The organism is Paenibacillus sp. P13VS (assembly GCF_015143645.1).
Classification (GTDB): Bacteria; Bacillota; Bacilli; order Paenibacillales; family Paenibacillaceae; genus Paenibacillus; species Paenibacillus xylanilyticus_A.
Genome location: NZ_WYEV01000017.1, coordinates 50,593 through 68,763, shown reverse-complemented (window position 1 = coordinate 68,763; position 18,171 = coordinate 50,593). Strand labels below are relative to the sequence as shown.

Genomic DNA, 18,171 nt, shown 5'->3' with positions numbered 1-18,171 from the left:
TATGCCGCATGAGAGAGCTTCAAGTTAACACACGGTACGGTACAGTTGAGGGAGAACATCTGCATGGAACGAGTGTATGGAAAGGCATCCCTTATGCCAAACCACCAGTGGGCGAATTGCGATTTCAAGCTCCGATTCCGCCTGAATCCTGGGATGGAGTCAGGGAAGCGAAGCAGTTCGGACCTGAAAATATACAGCCAAGACATCATCAAGCAGAAGGGATATTCGGAGAGTCTCCTGCCGAGTCGGAGGACAGTCTCTATCTGAACATCTGGGCACCGGAAAAAGAAAGCCAGCATCCTCTCCCGGTTATGGTATGGATTCATGGAGGTTCATTCACTTCGGGGGCGGGAAGTCAGCCCTTGTATGATGGAACCCATCTGGTCCTGCGTGGCGATGTCATCGTTGTGACGATAAACTATCGTCTCGGCCCACTTGGATTCATGCATATGGCTCCACTTGGGGAAGGGTTTGCAACCAACGTGGGCCTGCTGGATCAGGTCGCTGCCCTGCAGTGGGTACAGGATAACATTGGAGCCTTTGGCGGTGATTCTGGCAATGTTACGGTATTCGGTGAATCGGCCGGCAGTATGAGTATTGCTGCATTGATGGCCATGCCGGCGGCCAAGGGCTTGTTCCACCGTGCCATTATGCAAAGCGGAGCATCGCAGTTCATGCCTGCAGAGCAGGCTGCTGAGATCCGGAACGGTGTATTGAAGGTTCTGGGTGTAACGCAGGATGATCTGCATAAGCTGAAAGATATCCCGGCGGAGCAGATCCTGGCTGCTGGCGAAACGGTCAAAAAACACAGCGGTGCTGCCATGGCTTTGTTGTTCCAGCCTGTACTGGATGGAGTGACGCTCCCGCAGTCTCCACTTGAGGCTGTACGTGCGGGAACTGCCCAAGGCATCCCTGTATTGATTGGAACTACCCTGCATGAAGGTGCGCTGTTCATTCAGCCGCATGTCCCTTATTCGGAAGAGATCGATATGGTACAGGCCGTCGACTTCATGACGCCCGATCTGGAGAACCGGGCAGCGATTGCGGAAAGTTATCCCAAAACGGCAGACGGACAGGCTCAGGTGATGACCGATCTGTTCTTCTGGCGCTCGGCGCTTCAATACGCGACTGCTCAACAGAAATATGCACCGGTGTGGATGTACCGGTTCGATTGGGTCATGCCGGAGCATCCATTGCTGAGAAAGTCGATCCACAGCATCGATATCTTCTTTGCTTTCAATACATTGCATGCGCTGAAGTCCATGAACGCTGAACCGGATGCAGCAGCTGCAGAACTGGCAGGCAAAGTACAGGATGCCTGGATTTCCTTTGCCAAGAGTGGCCGTCCGGAAACGGCTGGTGTGAACTGGCCTCCTTATGAGGAGAATCGCGCGACGTTGATCTTTAATCATGAAATTGAACTTGCGCATGACCCAGAGTCATCCAAGCGGGAACTGCTTGGCGTGTAAACGAGCGAATTAAAGTGTCATCATACACAGTTCAAAGGCGTCTTCCGTCATGCTTGATGGAGGACGCCTCTTCTTGTGTCCATTCATTACATTGCTGCTGACCAAATTATAAGATGTACTGCCGAATTCATTTACGAGAAGCCCTGATATTGGATACATGATCACAATAGAATGAACGGCTGCCTCTAGAGAAGAGTACCAGTATGACGTGAATGAAGAGTGCTCCGAACAGGAGCATATAGAGACCGATCATACCAATCGAAATCCATACTTTATAGGGTTCAAGCACCGAGTCATTATTGACAAAGGCATACTCGTTGACGAGCCGGATCATGGTAAACATGAGCCAAGGCACATAAAGCGCGAGCCAGCGTTTAAACAGCAGCGGCATGGATGGTTTCCCTGTCTGCCTGCGAACATACCGGAAGCGCATCAGTGCGGAGCCAGGTGTGTTGCCGTCCCGGACACTCGGAATAAGAAACAATACAATGAGCATCGCGATGGTTGTATTAGCTGCGCTGTTGATCACATGGGTACTGGATAGACTGAAGATCGAGAGCAGATTCGATAGAAATACCACCACCACACCGTCGATGAGGAGTGCAAGCAGCTGAGGGATCGGGAACACTTGGTTTTGCTCCACAATTTGCTCACTTTTCGCCTGAATGCTGGCACGTGACGGGAATAGGGCAAGCAGGATCGGGGCTGCGAAGAATCCAAGTACCGCTCCTGACGTATTCGACAGCAGGTCATCGACATCAAACAGTCGATAAGGGCAGTCGTAATAACCGTAGAATCCGGTGATTTGTGTAATTTCAAAAAACAAGGAAAGTCCAAATCCGCCAAGCAAGGCATATTTCCAGCAGGATCTCTTTTGGAAAAAGTACCGGATATACACGCCCAGCGGCATGAGCAGCAGAACGTTAAACACAATTTGCAGAAAGGCCCTGCCCTGAATCATCCCCTTATAGGTGGACGGCTGAGACCATACAATCGGTGTTTCTTTCATAATATCTTTGACAAAAGTGAAGGGAACGAGATTGTAATATACCGTATCGGCAGCCTGCTGGGCACACGTATTGCGGGTCGATGGAAACGGCAGGATGACGAGACAATACGCAGCGAGAATATAAAAGATGAACGAAAAACTGACGGCAAAGCGTGACCAGCTGAAAAAGCCGTCTTTGCGATAGCCATAAATGAGCCACGGAACAAGTAAAAACATGGCGATGACCACGAAGATAAAGAAAGCTGTTTGTACAGGGAAAACATAAGAAGACATGGACATAGACATGACAAGAAACTCCTTTTGAAAAATATATTTCATGGACGGGCTAAAAGCCGGAATCATTCAATCATTCATCGGGAATCTCTCCCGGATAGGTATATCGTATAGGATCCGTTTTAAAGTAAGGAGAGGTGAACCTTAAATTTCGTTTAAATTCCATTAACCGAACGCAGAATGGGGGATAACCTGGATTTAACGTGATCCTTTCGCTGGAAGGAACATGAGGAATCCCGTATACTTGCGAGAAGCCCAAAAAAGGAATGGAGAGTTTAAACAATATGTCCAATTTACCTAACTGCCCCAAATGCAATTCCGAATACACATACGAGGACGGTAATCTGCTGGTATGCCCGGAATGTGCACATGAGTGGACGTTGGAATCCGAAACCGAGCGTGCAGAAGAAACCAAAGTAGTACGTGACTCGAACGGGAATGTTCTGAATGATGGAGACACCGTGACAGTCATTAAGGATCTGAAGGTGAAAGGCAGCTCGCTGGTTGTCAAACAGGGAACCAAAGTCAAAAATATCCGTTTAATTGACGGTGACCATGATATCGACTGCAAAATCGATAGTTTGGGTGCGATGAAGCTGAAGTCTGAATTTGTGAAAAAGATCTAGAAGGTTACATAGTCAAGGGTACTTAACAGACTGAACAAGGCGTATTCGTTAGAAATGTGAAGCATGTCTTTCAGGAATGAATCAATCTTGATGAATTGACAGGAAATATATGGATGGTATATACTGTCTGAAATTTAACAGGCAAACGCAATGATCAGGAGTACTAAGGAATAAGGCTGGCTCAGAGAACTGCCGTATGGTGCAAGGCAGTCCAACCTATCCCCAACTCGCCTGTAAGCGGCAGGATTGAGCAGCAGTCATTCAGACGGACTGAGATCAGATCCTGACGGCTAACCCCCGTCATCAGGTTCCTGAGTTTCTGTGGCCCAGCAGATACAGAGAGATCTGTCATTGGCATGGTTCATGGATGAAGAAGAGTGGTACCGCGAAGGTCATACCTGTCGCCTCTTAGTTGAGGTGGCAGGTTTTTTGCATTTTTTTGACCCTAAATGAAAAGAGGCAGGTGTCGGGTAAATGACAAGAGAACGCATTATTGACTACTATTCCGGGTTTGACGAGTGGGGAAGATTGGAGCGGGAGCCGCTGGAGTTCATCATCAACATGCATTACATCAGGGCACATCTTCCTGCAGCTGGCCTCGTTCTGGATAACGGCGCAGGGCCAGGGAAATACGCGATGGAGCTTGCGAGGGATGGATACCGAGTAACCTTGTCAGACTTGACACCTGCTTCCGTGGATATCGCTAGACAGAAGGCTAAGGAGTATAATCTGACGAAGCAGTTCGAGGGATTCCACGTACTGGATGCAACCCGTCTTGAGGGGCTGGCTGACGATACATACGATGCATCGCTGATGCTGGGGCCGTTGTATCATCTCCAGACTGAACAGGAGCGGGTAACGGCTGTAAGGGAGCTGCACCGGGTAACGAAGCAAGGCGGCATGGTGTACATCGCGATGCAGAGCCGAATGAGAATGAGCATTAACTCGCTGCAGTCTCCCCTGCACTGGAAACCGAATGATCATATGGGTGCCATTCGTGCTTTTGTGGAAAAGGGGACATTCGACCATCAGGATCAGGGCCGATTCACAGGGGCGTACTATTTTAACATTCAGGATATTCAACCATTCATGGAGCAGCACGGATTCCAAACGGTGAATTTGATTGGATCATCCAGCCTCGGGGCCATGCTCACAGCAGAACAGCAGCAGTATTGGAAAGAGCGCGGGGAGTATGAAGAGTTAATCCAATTCATGATTGAGAAGGCAGCAGATCCTACAGTTCTGGGGATTTCCTCTCACCTGCTGTACATCGGGACCAAGAAATAATCATGAAAGTCACAGAAATAGAGAATAATATGTCAAAATCAGGCCCTCTGGAGAAAGAGGGCTCTTGTGTTTTTCTTCAAAATAGTTCAATATTAAGATACATAACAAAAGGTGATCTACTTACAATAGGTTAGATGAACGACGGATCGCTTCATAAACAGGGAGGAACAGAACATGGAAATCGGAATTAGTACCTTTGTAGAGACCAATCCAGATGTAAAAACCGGAGAACTCATAAGTCACGCACAGCGTATTCGTGATGTTGTAGAAGAGATTGTCCTGGCTGACGAGGTCGGCCTGGATGTATACGGCGTAGGGGAGCATCATCGTGCTGACTATGCAGCATCATCCCCGGCAGTGATTTTGGCAGCAGCAGCTTCACAGACCAAGCGTATCCGCCTGACCAGTGCCGTAACTGTACTGTCATCGGATGATCCGGTACGGGTATTTCAGGATTTTGCAACGCTGGATGGCATCTCGAATGGTCGTGCGGAGATTATGGCGGGCCGGGGTTCGTTTATCGAATCCTTCCCTCTATTCGGCTATGATCTGAACGACTACGACGAGTTATTCGATGAGAAACTGGATCTGCTGCTTAAGCTTCGTGATTCGGAAAAGGTAACCTGGGAAGGCAAGCACCGTCCTTCCTTCAACAACCTGGGCATCTACCCACGTCCGGTGCAGGAGAAGCTGCCCGTATGGATCGGTAGTGGTGGTAATCAGGAATCGGTTGTCCGCGCAGGTCTGCTCGGTCTGCCGCTGGTACTCGCGATTATCGGTGGTCGTCCGGTTCAATTTGCTCCACTGGTTGAGTTGTACAAAAAAGCTGCAGCCCATGCAGGGCATGATGCTTCCAAACTGACGGTGGCATCACACTCTCACGGTTTTATCGCGGATACGATGGATGAGGCTGTTGAGAAATTCTTCCCGCCTGCTCAGGCTGTCATGAACATGCTGGGCCGTGAACGTGGCTGGGGACACTACAGCCGTGCAACGTTTGATGCTGCACGCAGCATTGAAGGCGCATTGTACGTTGGTGACGTAGAGACGGTGGCTCAGAAGATTATTTACCTGCGCAAGGAAGTTGGCATCACTCGTTTCATGCTGCACACCCCTCTCGGCACGATGCCTCACAATGAGGTGATGAGAGCCATTGAATTGCTTGGTAAAGAGGTTGCTCCAATCGTTCGCAATGAAATTGCACGTTGGGAAGCGGAGAATGGTGAAGCGCGTTAATTCTGCCCGTTCGTCCGATCAGAGAAAAGAGAACATTACTTATTTTAACGTAACAAAAGGAGTAGAGGCTCAGCATACCAGGCTGGGCTTCCACTCCTTTTTTGTTTTGGGCTGGTTTACAATTTCATGATGCCAACCAGAATGCTGGTTCCAGCTGCACCAAGGGCAATCAGCTGAATTTTCAGGCCTAATCTATCAAAGCTGAATACTTTTGGAAGCAGCCAGTATAAGCTGATCATGGTCCAGAACGTGTACAAGGCTGCTGCAGTAAGCAGCTGTCTCCCGGAGATTACCCTGATTGCGGAACCCAGCAGACCCGGAAAGGTTGCATCACCAATCATTTTCAGATTCCAGTAGGAGAGAAAAAAATAAACAAGCACAACGCCCATCGTCCCCACGATCATCAGCGTATCCTTACTCAGCAGTAAACGGCTAAGAGTCCGTGACCTGTTCTTCATTTCCCCGAAACCGACGAGGAAAAAAACGAAGCCTACCACCAGTCCTACACCTGCTCCTGTCGTGCACAGTGTATGTAGAACGATACCGAGGACCCCAATTACCCATACCATGTCATCACCTTCTTCACAGCCTTGCGAATTTCCCACTCGCAGAGCATACCATGCTGTCCATTCTACGCCTGAATGTATGGCTCATCAATGAAGGGTCTTCCCTGTTATCTGGTTCCCGCTTTTGAACAGCGTATAGTGAATGACCTCACCGCTCCAGAAATGGAAGGCCAGGTCAATCTGTCCATTATGCAGTTCACTCAGCCATTCCGGCTGCAGAATCAGTTGATTAGTTTCATAAGAAGGTGCAAATGTAGTCAGGAATTCTTTGTAAGGAGTCCAGTTCTGCGGAGCAGTAAACTCTCCAGAGGAATAGACGGCCTCCATGGTGGCGAGCTGATCCCCATGAAAGAGCGTTGGGATGGAGAAAGCCTCTGTAGTACCGGATGCATTCTCCAGCTCAGGCTTGGTCGATACGACGAGCTTCCATGTCCAGTCTGCGCCTTGATTGAACTTTGCCGTGATGATGGCCTGTTTGCCGAGCTGGTAGCCCTTGCTAACCATACGGGATAATGCATCTGCTTGGATAAGCAGCGTACTCCCGCTGAATGAATAGTCTGCGTTTTGTTTCAAAAGCTGATCACCCGCATAGAGCGATACGAGTTTGGTTCCATTTAACTTGACTGTCAGCTCCGTATCCTGAATGGGGTAGCGTTGTCTCAGGTACAGTAGGTCACGATCTCCAACAGCAGAACGGCCTGTCCAGCCTGCCTGAATCATCTGGAACAGAGCCGGATCGGACCACATATACGTCTCCCGGTTTAGTTGCTGGCCATTGTCCCACAATATGGATGCGATCTTTTTGTCCTTCAGCTCATGCCCAATGAATTCGAAATATTTTAGCTTCTCGCCCTGTTCAATAACATCCGTATGTTTATCGAATCCCAGCAGTCCGTACTCGCCAAGAACGACCGGAATTCCCTGCGTGACTAGAGTCCTGTATATATTGTTAAACGTGCTGGCCGCATCATTCTTGGTATCGGTATCAAACGTGGTGTGACCAGCGATATTAACGCTAAATGGCCAGTAACCGTAGTAATGCACGGTGGCAATCAGGTTCTTGTCCTTCAGTTCAGTGATGGTATACCTCAAACTGTTCAGCCTTGCCTGTGTCGGTGAACCCTCAAGTGTAGGCAGCAGTAGTGGGCGCTCTTCGTTATTGCCGCCTGTGCTGCGAATCAGCTTCACAAACGTCGTGTTTAATTCATGCAAAAGGGTAAGCTGCCTTGGCTCATCGATATTGCTTCCTGCTCCCATATCACCCGCCTGAGTGATTCCACGATTGAAGCGCGGTTCATTGACACTTTCAAACATCAGCCGCAGTGGAGCATCCTTGAATTGATTCGCAATTTGGGTCCACACGGCTGTGTAACGAGCGAGTACCTGGTCATGATCGGTTTCCAGCTGACTGATCCAGAGATAAGAATCATGATGAAGATCCAACACGACGTACAGATTCGCATCCAGTGCCCATTGGATCACTTCCTGGACCCGTGCCATGTAAGCAGGATCTATCCGGTAATCCGGGGCGGCACCCATATGCTGGTCCCAAGTAACGGGGATTCGTATGCTTTTGAATCCTTGAGCGGCAATGTTCCCGATTAATTCCGGAGTAACGCGTGGATTGCCCCAGTAGGTTTCATCCGGACCTACCGTATCCAATGAGTTGCCGAGGTTCCATCCGGGCTGCATCTGATCCACAACCGTTTGCAGTGGACTAAAGGCGGTCATTTCACGCTGCCTCACAAGCTCGGATTGGGCTGCAGACGCAGGTAATGGCAGCAGGATGAACAGATACATCGCGATGCATGTCAGTGTGATCGAGTTAGGGCGACTAGGTAATTTCATGAAGGCTCCTTTAGCTTAAGTGATCTCATTATGTTTTCGTCCTGTAGATCGACGTAAAGCATTATATCAAAAGGAGTATCGGGATGAGCGATGTATTTTTTATCCAAGTGTCTATTCGTTCTCGGATTCGTACTTTTCCCGGTGCTGCTTCTTCATTTCAATATAATCCGAGTCAGTCTTGGCAATCTCCCACTGTGCCTTGAAGATAGCTGCAGCTTCCGCTTTCACTTTGTCATTCTGATAGGGAAGGATCGAACCGTCCTCTTTCGAATATTTGCGTCCACCTTTATGGTTCGTATAACGCCGGGCCCGTGTATATCCCATCTGCAGAAACTTGCGCGCCATATCCATGCCAACGAAATCATCCTTTTTCTTATATTCCAAAAACAGCTCGTAGATCTTCTCCGATGATTCGGTCGCGATCTCGGGTGTCTTAAAACGCCAATAGGGCAGAATCTCGCTCTTGTAGGGTTCCACCATCAGCACGCCCTGCTCTCCCCGTCCGACGGTATATAGTTCGGGATGTTTGCGCAAATCGAGCTCTTCGTAATTCAGAGTGTAATCGAATTTTTTCATCAGTGTGGTCCCTCCTTGAGATAACATGTATGGTATAGTCGTGCTTGAGCATGGAATTTTTGTAATCGTAATATGACTCCTACCTCTTTTTACCCCGATTCTTTTGGAACATACACGGTTAATGGGGGACAGAGAAGTAAAACCATAGGAGGGATCATGATATGGGAATGTCCGGAAGATATCTTGTGGTGACCGACGAGTTGATTGAATCGATCAAGTCAGGCGAGATCAGTGTGCATGATTGTTCCGTCGATCTGGATATTGATAAAACGTGGCAGATGCTTCAGTTCACCTTAACCGGTAACCTGGCGGAAGGAGAGCCGCCTCTCGGATATGTGGTGCCGATGTCAGGGGAACAATATTTGGGGAATTATTCGGACATGGATCTGTTTTTGCTCTCGAACGAACAGGTGCTGGAAGCCTATATGGCTCTGGAGCAGCTGGACCCCGATGAACTGAAGGCACGTTTTGACCTGGACCAAATGATTACGGAAGGCGTCTATCCGGTCATGGAAGGCTGGGATGCAGATGAGACGTTCACAGAGATCGTTCAAACAATGAACGACGTTCAGGCTCTATATCAGGCAACAGCCGCCGCCGGCAATGGAATTGTCTTTTATATTTTCTGAAACGGTTCCTAACGGTGACGCCCTTCATGTTTAAGCTGCTTCGGTTCGGGTTATTGATAAAAATAAGGCGATTGCCTTGATGATTATCACGAAAATCCGGTAGAAGAGAGGGATTGCGGTATGACACAGGACCAGAATGAGGAGAACAAAGCCATTCAAGACGACGAGCCGGATCAATTTGAAACCCCTGTAACGACAGAGGACAATGAACCGACTGAAGAGGTTGACGAGGAAACCAAAGAGTAATGTACGAGGTCGTCTAAAATAAATACTTATCCAAAGGTCGGACACATTTCCGGCCTTTTTTGGCGTTTTTACGTTCCACCGGTTTACAACATTTACCTGATGGCCTCATAATAGGAATGAACCACATTTTTCCTAAGGAGGAGATCGTATCAAGAATCGAAGGTTAGCCAAGTGGATCGCCGTACCACTCGTTTTGATGATGGTGGCGCTTACGGGATGTCAGGCTGTTGGTGGGGTGGATATTAGTAAAGCCATGGTCAACAGTACAAACGTAAAATCCGGTGAATCGAGACAATCCATGCACATTAACATAGAGCCGGCCAAAGAATTCGCTACCGAGAAAGACAACGAAATGATTGAACTTATTAATTCCGTATCGCTGGACATCGAAAATGCCAAAGTGAAGGATGCCCAAACGGCATCGATCCAAGGCGCTGTAAGTTTCCAAGGAACCAAACTGCCTTTCCGCCTTTCCATGGACGAAACCCAAATGGTAATCGACCTGGACGGGGCGCAGAAGCCGCTGTACATATCACTTGAGGCTCTGGAAGGCGCGCAAGCACTTCCGATGATGGACACCAAGGCTCTGGAAAAGCAGATTGAGGAGCTCTCTCCCAAATTTCTTTCTTTTGTCCTGAAGCATCTGTCCAATCCGAAAAATATCTCCGTCACGCCTGTCCAGGAATCGGTTAACGGTGAGTCCCTCAGCCTCTCCAAGCTCCATATGGAGATCACGGGAGAAGAGCTTCTTGCCATGGTGAAACCGTTCCTGACAAGTGTTGCCCAGGATGAGCAAGGACTCAAGGATCTGATCGGCGATCTATATGAGGTGTTCTATCCTATGCTGACAGCAATTAATCAGGTGGAAGAAGTGGACACAGGAGCCATGACCTCCTTAATGCCAGAATCGAAAGAGTCAGCTGTTGCCACCATGTACCCGATGATCAAGGCAGGGCTCGACGAGCTTCTGGTTAACTATGATCAAGGGTTGAACGAATTGTTGAATGAAATGCCCGAGCTGAAGACGGTATTTGGCACAGATACAACATTTAAGCTCGATTTCTATCTCGACAGTGCGCTGAACATCCGCAAGCAAAATGCTGAGTTGAAAGTGGCACTGCCTGCCTCTGAGGATCTGCCTTTGCAATCCGTTACTCTATACGCAGACAGCGAACAGTGGAATATCGGTGGAGCGGTAACCGTGGATGCGGTTGACACAACTGGTGGCGTAATCGATCTGATGAAGGAAAATATTACTCCTGGACAGATGCTGCGCAACTTTGATTCCAATTCTGTTGTGTATCAGCTGCTGAAAGACGAAGCCGGCATCACTCGGAAGAGCATTATGCTGTATCCGGAAGATGAGACCTACGGTGCCATTACGGTGAAAAATACAACATTCGTTCCTCTGCGTTACCTGTCCGAGGAATTGGATGCCGAGGTGAAATGGACCAAGGGATCGGATACCATCGTTGTTATTGACGACATCACAGGCAATGAGATTGTGCTGACTGTGGGTTCCAAGAACGCAACGGTTGCGGGCAAGGAAGTAACCATGGTTGAATCCGCCTATGTGGGCAAAAACGGTAAGACATACGTTCCACTGCGCTTCATGGCAGAGTCTCTTGGAGCAACCGTGGATAAGGAAAAAGAAACAGGCTGGATCTTTATCGATCGGCCATAAGTTAAAACATTTGTACGACATTTCCGGGTGAAGCGCCGATGATCAATGGTGCTGTTATCCGATTAATGATGCACAGTCAGCCAAATATTAAGTGTTATCTCCGTCATTAGAAAGCGCCTGTTCCCAGCAAGTTGTTGGGTACAGGCGCTTTTATTAATATGATCGAATATTAGGCATGCTGAAGAGCCTGCGGCTTTTTGCTGAATCCAGTACTTCCGGCGGTAAAGCCCATTTGCCGATAGAACTCATGAGCTGCTTCACGGTCGGGACGGTTACCGCTGTTCAAGGAGAGCGAGTCTATGCCTTGGCTGGCGGCCCATTGCTCTGCTGCCAGAATCAGCTGACGGCCTATGCCGGTGCCTCGGAACTGATCATGCACGATGAGTGCCATGATGCGGCAGTGCTGACCGTTTTTCTCATAGAGGTAATAGGTCTGCATGCCAATCAATCCAACCACACGTCCACGGACCTGGGCGACGAGCGTATTAAAATTGGCATCAGCTGCAATGTGGGCATAACGCTCCTGCATTTCAGCGTACGTCGTAGGATAGCCCAGTTGGTCCATGAGAATGACCATATCCTGCAGATCTTCCGTTGAACTGCTGCGTATTGTTATATCCTGGCTCATGATAGCTGTGCCTCCTTGTTTCGTTCCTTCAGTGAAAGTTCAATGATGGTATCCAGCAGCTCCGCAAAGGAGATGCCTGCAGCGGCTGCACTTTTGGGCAGCAGACTGTTACGGGTTAGACCTGGAAGCGTGTTGACTTCAAGCACATAAGGCATGCCATCACGGATGATCATATCCACGCGGGCATAGACGCTGCATTTCAGCACACGATAACAGGCCAGTGCGGCATCTTCCACGCGCTGGTGAATGTCGGCAGGAAGCTGAATCACCTGTTCTTCAGCACCACCGTCATTATATTTGGAACTATAGTCGAAGAACTCTGCACTTGAACGAATGGAGATGATCGGGAGCATCCTGCCATCTACAATGGCACAGGTAATTTCATCCCCTGCGATATATTGTTCAATCATGATCGTGTCATCCCATTTAAGTGCTGCTTCAACCGCAGCTTGTAGAGATGAAGGCTCTTGAACAACCTGGGTGCCAATGCTGGAGCCGCCTGAGTTCGGCTTCACAACGACGGGATACGTCAACTGCTGAACCGCTGTAGATGACAGTTCTTCCAGATGGTTCACCTGCACCCACGCTCCAGTAGGTATGCCCGCATGGTGCATGAGCTGTTTGGACATGTCCTTATCCATACATACGCTGCTGGACAAGACACCGCAACCGGTGTATGGGATGCCCAGCGACTCCAGGGTACCTTGAACTGTACCGTCTTCGCCGTATTTGCCATGCAGTGCGAGTAAGGCCATATCAATACCCGCCGACTTGTCGATCAGATCCCGTTTGCTGCTTAGCTCAATGGGAATGACCTCATATTTATTTCTATCCAAATGGGCAATCATCTCCTGTCCGGTGAGCAGGGAAATATCCCGCTCGGAAGATGTTCCGCCCATAATCACGCCAACCTTCATGTGTAATCCTCCCATGTTGTTATTCAACCGTTTTAGCTCATCTGAGCCGCAGTTTCACCAATGATACGGATACCTTTGCGAATATTCTCATCGCTGATCCTGGAGAAGCCCAGGCGCATCGTATTTAACCCCTGACCTGGCTCCAGATAAAAGGTATCGCCGGGCGTGAAGGTCACACCCTTCACCTTGCAGGCAGCCAGCAATTCCCGGGTCCGGTATCCCGGAGGGAATTGTACAAATAAATGCAAACCGCCCTCGCCGGAGATCTGGCACATCGGCAGATGCTTGCGCAAGCAGCGCACGACCAGTTCGTATTTTCGCTTATATTCAGTGCGGGCCCGCTTCAGATACTTCTCAAAATTGCCGTTGCTCAAGTATTGGTAGAGCAGGGATTGGTCCAGTGTTGAGGTGTGAATGCTGCGTGCCCGTTTCATGCTTTCCAAATAATCAATCAGCGCTGCATCTGCAATGACCCAGCCTACCCGCAGTCCGGGAAAGAGTACCTTGGAGAAGCTGCCCAGATAGACGAGTCCATTACCCTTGCCCGCACTAGCGATGAGAGGAGAGACATGGGAACCGGAATAACGCAGTTCCTCATTGAACCCATCCTCGATAATGGGCACTTCGTATTGATTCATTAACCGGATAATCTCTGCCCGTTTGGCAGGAGAAGTCACCGTTCCGGTTGGATTGTGATATGAAGGTACCAAATAGGCCAGATCATACGAACTTGTGATGAGTTCATGCTCCAACTGCTGCAGATTGAGTCCGTCCGGCTCCATGTCCACGCCTGTGAGGCTGAACTCATGAAGCTTCAGATTTTTGATGGCCGTATGATGGGTAGGGTTCTCGCATAGAGCTCTGCCGCTTTGTCTGCGCAAGGCACCAAGCACCAGATCGAAGCCTTCCGTGAATCCGTTGGTAATTAGAATGCCCTTGCCGGTCAGGTCAACACCCTTGTTCTCCATGTACCGGAGCAGATAGTTCATCAAAGGACGGTAGCCTTGTGCATATCCGTAGTTCAGCAGCACTTCGCCTTCGAGAGACATGCGATCAAGGAAGGCCCGTTTCACATTATGCAGATCGAACAGCTTTTCATCCGGGGCAATACTGGTAAACGAGATCTCGCCACGTTCTGCACCGGAACCATGTTTCATCAGATCATATTGTTCCGCCTGAATTGCATAGTCGCTTACGCGGCTCTTCCAATCCAGCTGCCAGCCATTGGTTGGCTCAGGTGCTTCAATCAGGGGACTGACATAGTTGCCTTTGCCTTTCACCGCATAGATCAGACCTTCTTCTTCAAGCTCGGCATAAGCGAGCAGGACGGTGCTGCGGCTAACCTTCATCAGTGTACTGAGTTCACGGGTGGAAGGCAGCTTTTGCTTCGCTTGCAAACCGCCTTTGAGCATCAATCGCTTCATATAATCTTTGACTTGTATATATACAGGGCGGTCCTCCGTCAGTTGCAGATCGGAATACATCCCATCACTCCCTCTGTTTGCTATCTTGCCATATTATAAACCCCACCGAAAGAACCACGATACCTCTGTTTCCATTACGAGGTGGTTGGAACACGGAACCGATAGCTTCCGATCCGTCCAGCCGTCTTTGGTCACGGTAAATTATTTCCAATGCCTCTATTTTTCATGTTTTTTCTATAGTAACCTATATTTTAGCATGACCAAAAATGCTTTAATTCCAATATGACGACACCGGAGGAAATCCCGCATGGCAAGAACGCTTTTCCCGAGACTTCGCGGCAACAGCCGAGGCTGTCTCGCTTTTGAACCGTTTTTCCTGATTCCGTACAGCATGATGGCAACTTACGCTACGCTGTACATGTATGAGCTGGGCGTTACCGAGACCAATATTGGCTGGATTACGACGCTCGGGCTGATCGTGCAGGTGCTGTCATCATTCATGAGCGGGTATTTGACCGACCGAATGGGACGCAAACGCGCCATCCTCACCTTCGACGTGCTTAGTTGGAGCGTGGCGATGCTCATCTTTGCCTTTTCCCAAAATGTCTGGTTTTTCGTTATCGCGACATTCATCAACGGGCTTCAGCGAGTTCCACATATCGCCTTTTACTGTCTGATCGTCGAGGATACGCCAAAAAAGGACCGGACTTACGTTTTCACTCTGCTTCAGATCATCGGCGTTGTCGGTGGTTTGTTCGCTCCGCTTGGCGGTCTGTTGGTCGATCATTACGGGCTGGTGGACGGCACTCGGATCATGTATGTGCTGTGTTCGGTGCTCATGACCTTCCAATTCATCGGGCGGCATCTGACCACAAAGGAAACGGAAATGGGCTATCGGAAAATGAAAGAGACGAAGGAACTCGGTCTCAAAAAGAGTTTGATCGACTACAGCGGCGCGATCCGAGATCTGTTTGCCAGCCGCAGCCTAATGCTGATCTTCGTCGTTTATATCCTGTTCAACTTTCAAATGACGCTAAAAACGACCTATCTATCGCTGTATCTGGCCGATTATCTGAAAGTGGACAGCGGACTAATCTCACTCGTTCCTGCCGTTTCCTCTATTATTATGCTGCTCGCGCTGTGGTTCATCATGCCGAAGATTCCAGCTGAAGGAGAGACGAGCTCGATGATGGCTGGTTTTGTGCTGTCGTTGCTTTCGAACGTGATGCTGGTGCTGTGGCCGACGTCGAATCTGGTCTGGATAGGTTTGAGTACCGTGCTTGCCGCCGTCGGATTGATGATCAGCTCGCCGTACCTCGAAGCAGCCGTCCAGAACGCGATCGACGACGAAAAAAGAGCGAAGGTATTCTCGATGCTTTCCGTCGTGATCCTGCTGCTTACTTCCCCGGCCGGTATCGTGGGAGGCTGGGCGTACGCGCTCGATCCACGGATTCCGATCTGGATCATTACGGCTTCTTTTGCTGCTGCGTTTGTGTTTTTAATGATTTATTTGAGTCGGGGGAGGGAGAAAGCCCATGTGTAAGGGAATCTGGGGCTCTCCGCTATCGTCTCGTATATATGGATCTTTCTGGGATGGTTTAAGAGGTGCCGCTTGGTCGGCGTCTCTTTTTTTCTTTTAAATATACTGCGAACTCAAGAAGCTATGAGGCATGGATTGAGTATACGGAGGTTGTTATAAATGGTTTAAGGAGGACAACGTAAAAAAGCCCTGGCTTCGTGCCGGGCTGTGGGTGTAGCTTGATCCAATTCTATATAGATCTGCTGTTATGAAGTTATGACTTACTAAGATTGCATGGCATGACCATTCTTCTCTTTGCTAGGATCGATAGCTATCGGTTCTTCTGCGTGGATCTAGTTGGTCGTTGCTGACTGGAATTGCAGGCGTTCTAATTCAAATCCACTTCGTACTTCTACTTCTTTTTCTACATTACAATCTACAATGAATCTCTTTCTACATTTGCTTGCTGCAAGGGTCGTATTGATGATGAATCATAAAAGCTACAGACTTGCAATACGTGCTAACTGTCCTCTTGTTGTGGTGCGCACATTACAGAATACAGTATGAAAAAGATCATGATTCAAAGGGTACAATAGACGGAAGTAGATATAAAGACATATGTCTTAGTGCCCAATTTCTTCCTCATACCCCTATAGTACCACTTTGAATCAGGGAAGTTAACCTTTTTTTTGAAATAATTGTCGTAATAGTTGAAAATAGCGTGAATTGTGCATCTTATAGGATGAAATGGTTTCCTGTAATAATGTATGATAGGATGTAAGCCTATAGATAATGAGGAAGTGAACCCAATGATTCAGATTACCGTACCAACGCCGGATGTAACCATTACGAAGCAGGAAAACCCGCAGCTTAGCCACATCTATGGTTTCACCGATTTTCACCTGATCACGCGTGAAAAGGGTGGAATCTTCATGTTCTACAATGCCGATGGAGAGCTGTTATTTGTCGGGAAAGCAAGAAAATTGAGACCGCGGATCAAGAAGCATTTTGAGGATACCGTATCTCCAATGAAGAACCACCGGGAAGAAGTGGCGACCATTGAGGTTTGTCTGGTGGAGGATGCCGTAGACCGTGAAATTTATGAGACCTATATCATTAATACGATGCGTGCGAAATACAATGTAGACAAAGTGTTCTACAACTAAGTCTTCTGCCTAGTAACTACAGCAACAACTAGCATTTAATTGTCTGTATCAATTTAAAAAAAGGTATTACAGCCTGGGACATATGTCCTACAGGGTTGTAACGATGGATAAGGATGTGATCGACCGATTGCATCCAAGTCTGTGCTTGAACATCAAAACATATGAATAGCAGATCATTGGAAATGTAGAACATGAAGAACACGAAGAAAACGAAGAACATAAAGATTGGCTTCAAAGTTTGACCCAATACATAGAAGAGGTGATTGTTTTGATCGGACGCAGTGGTAACCCCACACTCAAGGACAGTACATTTGAAAATGCTGGTGGATATGGAGATGACCGATATCAGCATTACATGACGATTAACGGCACAGTGAACAAAGCATTCATTACGCTGGTCATCCTGCTCGGCAGTGCATTTGCGACATGGATGATGTTCTTTAACGGTCAGGAAGTGCTTCCTCTCGCCATCGGAGGTGCCATCGTCGGATTTATTCTGGCGTTGATTATCTCGTTCAAACCTGTGGCAGCACCCTATCTGGTTCCCATCTATGCAATCGCGGAAGGTATGTTCCTTGGCGCACTCTCCGCAACCTACGAGTCATTGTACAATGGAATCACTTTGCAGGCTGCTTTGCTGACGATGGCCGTGTTCATCGCCCTGCTGGTCGCGTACAAATCGAGACTGATCAAAGCTACGGAGAACTTCAAGCTGGGAGTGGTAGCAGCAACCGGCGGCATTATGATCATGTACCTGCTCAGTTTCGTGCTGGGATTGTTCGGAATTACCGTTCCCTATCTGCATGACAATAGTCTGATCGGAATTGGGATTTCTGTCGTAATCGTTATTGTGGCGGCCCTGAATCTGGTGCTTGATTTTGACTTTATTGAGAACGGCGCTGAACAAGGTGCTCCAAAATATATGGAGTGGTACGGCGCATTTGGGCTTATGGTTACCCTGGTATGGCTGTATATTGAGATTTTACGTCTGCTCAGCAAGCTGCGGAGCCGGGACTAGGAACGAATAAGTACAATTGAGATAACGGTTCAAATCCAAGAGCTAACGCG

Annotated in this window: 17 protein-coding genes; 10 read left to right on the top strand and 7 right to left on the bottom strand. The window is 48.5% G+C overall.

What is annotated here, in order from left to right; genetic code table 11:
• Positions 1-8 precede the first annotated feature (8 nt).
• Entirely contained in the window at positions 9-1,469 is a 1,461-nt protein-coding gene (locus GUA98_RS26995) for a carboxylesterase/lipase family protein (protein ID WP_193724987.1), read from the top strand.
• Between the two features lie 127 nt (positions 1,470-1,596).
• On the opposite strand, the gene GUA98_RS26990 is transcribed toward GUA98_RS26995, so the two are convergent.
• Positions 1,597-2,763, bottom strand: a complete 1,167-nt coding sequence (locus tag GUA98_RS26990; protein WP_227780156.1) for a VanZ family protein — start codon at positions 2,761-2,763, stop codon at positions 1,597-1,599.
• A 272-nt stretch (positions 2,764-3,035) separates the two neighbouring features.
• Between GUA98_RS26990 and GUA98_RS26985 the strand changes: the two genes are divergently transcribed.
• The 3 genes from GUA98_RS26985 (at position 3,036) to GUA98_RS26975 (ending at position 5,900) form a co-directional block, all read left to right on the top strand.
• On the top strand, positions 3,036-3,377 hold the full coding sequence (locus tag GUA98_RS26985; RefSeq protein ID WP_095290698.1) for a zinc ribbon domain-containing protein YjdM: 342 nt from the start codon (positions 3,036-3,038) through the stop codon (positions 3,375-3,377).
• A gap of 474 nt (positions 3,378-3,851) precedes the next feature.
• Positions 3,852-4,664, top strand: coding sequence for a class I SAM-dependent methyltransferase (locus tag GUA98_RS26980; RefSeq protein ID WP_193724986.1), 813 nt, complete (start codon positions 3,852-3,854; stop codon positions 4,662-4,664).
• Positions 4,665-4,838: 174 nt separating this feature from the next.
• Positions 4,839-5,900 carry an LLM class flavin-dependent oxidoreductase gene (locus GUA98_RS26975; RefSeq protein WP_193724985.1) on the top strand — a complete coding sequence of 354 codons (1,062 nt, stop codon included), beginning with the start codon at positions 4,839-4,841 and terminating at the stop codon, positions 5,898-5,900.
• A 116-nt stretch (positions 5,901-6,016) separates the two neighbouring features.
• On the opposite strand, the gene GUA98_RS26970 is transcribed toward GUA98_RS26975, so the two are convergent.
• From GUA98_RS26970 to GUA98_RS26960, 3 genes are all read right to left on the bottom strand, one after another.
• Entirely contained in the window at positions 6,017-6,505 is a 489-nt protein-coding gene (locus tag GUA98_RS26970; RefSeq protein ID WP_227780155.1) for a hypothetical protein, read from the bottom strand.
• Positions 6,506-6,553: 48 nt separating this feature from the next.
• Positions 6,554-8,314: a cellulase family glycosylhydrolase gene (locus GUA98_RS26965; protein ID WP_193724983.1), complete on the bottom strand. Its 1,761-nt coding sequence runs from the start codon at positions 8,312-8,314 to the stop codon at positions 6,554-6,556.
• Between the two features lie 111 nt (positions 8,315-8,425).
• On the bottom strand, positions 8,426-8,890 hold the full coding sequence (locus GUA98_RS26960; protein ID WP_193724982.1) for a DUF4385 domain-containing protein: 465 nt from the start codon (positions 8,888-8,890) through the stop codon (positions 8,426-8,428).
• Between the two features lie 161 nt (positions 8,891-9,051).
• On the opposite strand from GUA98_RS26960, the gene GUA98_RS26955 reads away from it, so the two are divergent.
• The 3 genes from GUA98_RS26955 (at position 9,052) to GUA98_RS26950 (ending at position 11,449) form a co-directional block, all read left to right on the top strand.
• Positions 9,052-9,519, top strand: coding sequence for a YfbM family protein (locus GUA98_RS26955; RefSeq protein ID WP_153980415.1), 468 nt, complete (start codon positions 9,052-9,054; stop codon positions 9,517-9,519).
• Between the two features lie 120 nt (positions 9,520-9,639).
• Positions 9,640-9,765 carry a hypothetical protein gene (locus tag GUA98_RS30090; RefSeq protein WP_265333663.1) on the top strand — a complete coding sequence of 42 codons (126 nt, stop codon included), beginning with the start codon at positions 9,640-9,642 and terminating at the stop codon, positions 9,763-9,765.
• A 196-nt stretch (positions 9,766-9,961) separates the two neighbouring features.
• Positions 9,962-11,449, top strand: coding sequence for a copper amine oxidase N-terminal domain-containing protein (locus GUA98_RS26950; RefSeq protein WP_193725004.1), 1,488 nt, complete (start codon positions 9,962-9,964; stop codon positions 11,447-11,449).
• A gap of 169 nt (positions 11,450-11,618) precedes the next feature.
• Here GUA98_RS26950 and GUA98_RS26945 read toward each other — a convergent pair whose 3' ends face one another.
• The 3 genes from GUA98_RS26945 to GUA98_RS26935 are packed head-to-tail and all read right to left on the bottom strand — an operon-like array spanning position 11,619 to position 14,478.
• Positions 11,619-12,077, bottom strand: coding sequence for a GNAT family N-acetyltransferase (locus tag GUA98_RS26945; RefSeq protein ID WP_227780154.1), 459 nt, complete (start codon positions 12,075-12,077; stop codon positions 11,619-11,621).
• Positions 12,074-12,994: a D-alanine--D-alanine ligase gene (locus tag GUA98_RS26940; RefSeq protein ID WP_193724981.1), complete on the bottom strand. Its 921-nt coding sequence runs from the start codon at positions 12,992-12,994 to the stop codon at positions 12,074-12,076. Before GUA98_RS26940 ends, GUA98_RS26945 begins: the two co-directional genes overlap by 4 nt.
• Before the next feature lie 32 nt (positions 12,995-13,026).
• Complete coding sequence (locus GUA98_RS26935; protein WP_193724980.1) at positions 13,027-14,478, bottom strand: PLP-dependent aminotransferase family protein; 1,452 nt, start codon at positions 14,476-14,478, stop codon at positions 13,027-13,029.
• A 247-nt stretch (positions 14,479-14,725) separates the two neighbouring features.
• Here GUA98_RS26935 and GUA98_RS26930 point away from each other — a divergent pair, with 247 nt between their 5' ends.
• The 3 genes from GUA98_RS26930 to GUA98_RS26920 all read left to right on the top strand — a co-directional run bounded on the left by GUA98_RS26930 (position 14,726) and on the right by GUA98_RS26920 (position 18,121).
• On the top strand, positions 14,726-15,961 hold the full coding sequence (locus GUA98_RS26930) for an MFS transporter (protein WP_193724979.1): 1,236 nt from the start codon (positions 14,726-14,728) through the stop codon (positions 15,959-15,961).
• Positions 15,962-16,746: 785 nt separating this feature from the next.
• Positions 16,747-17,103, top strand: coding sequence for a nucleotide excision repair endonuclease (locus GUA98_RS26925; RefSeq protein ID WP_095360246.1), 357 nt, complete (start codon positions 16,747-16,749; stop codon positions 17,101-17,103).
• Between the two features lie 268 nt (positions 17,104-17,371).
• The gene (locus GUA98_RS26920; protein ID WP_193724978.1) at positions 17,372-18,121 is read left to right on the top strand and encodes a Bax inhibitor-1/YccA family membrane protein; all 750 of its coding nucleotides are present in this window, start codon (positions 17,372-17,374) and stop codon (positions 18,119-18,121) included.
• Positions 18,122-18,171 lie beyond the last annotated feature (50 nt).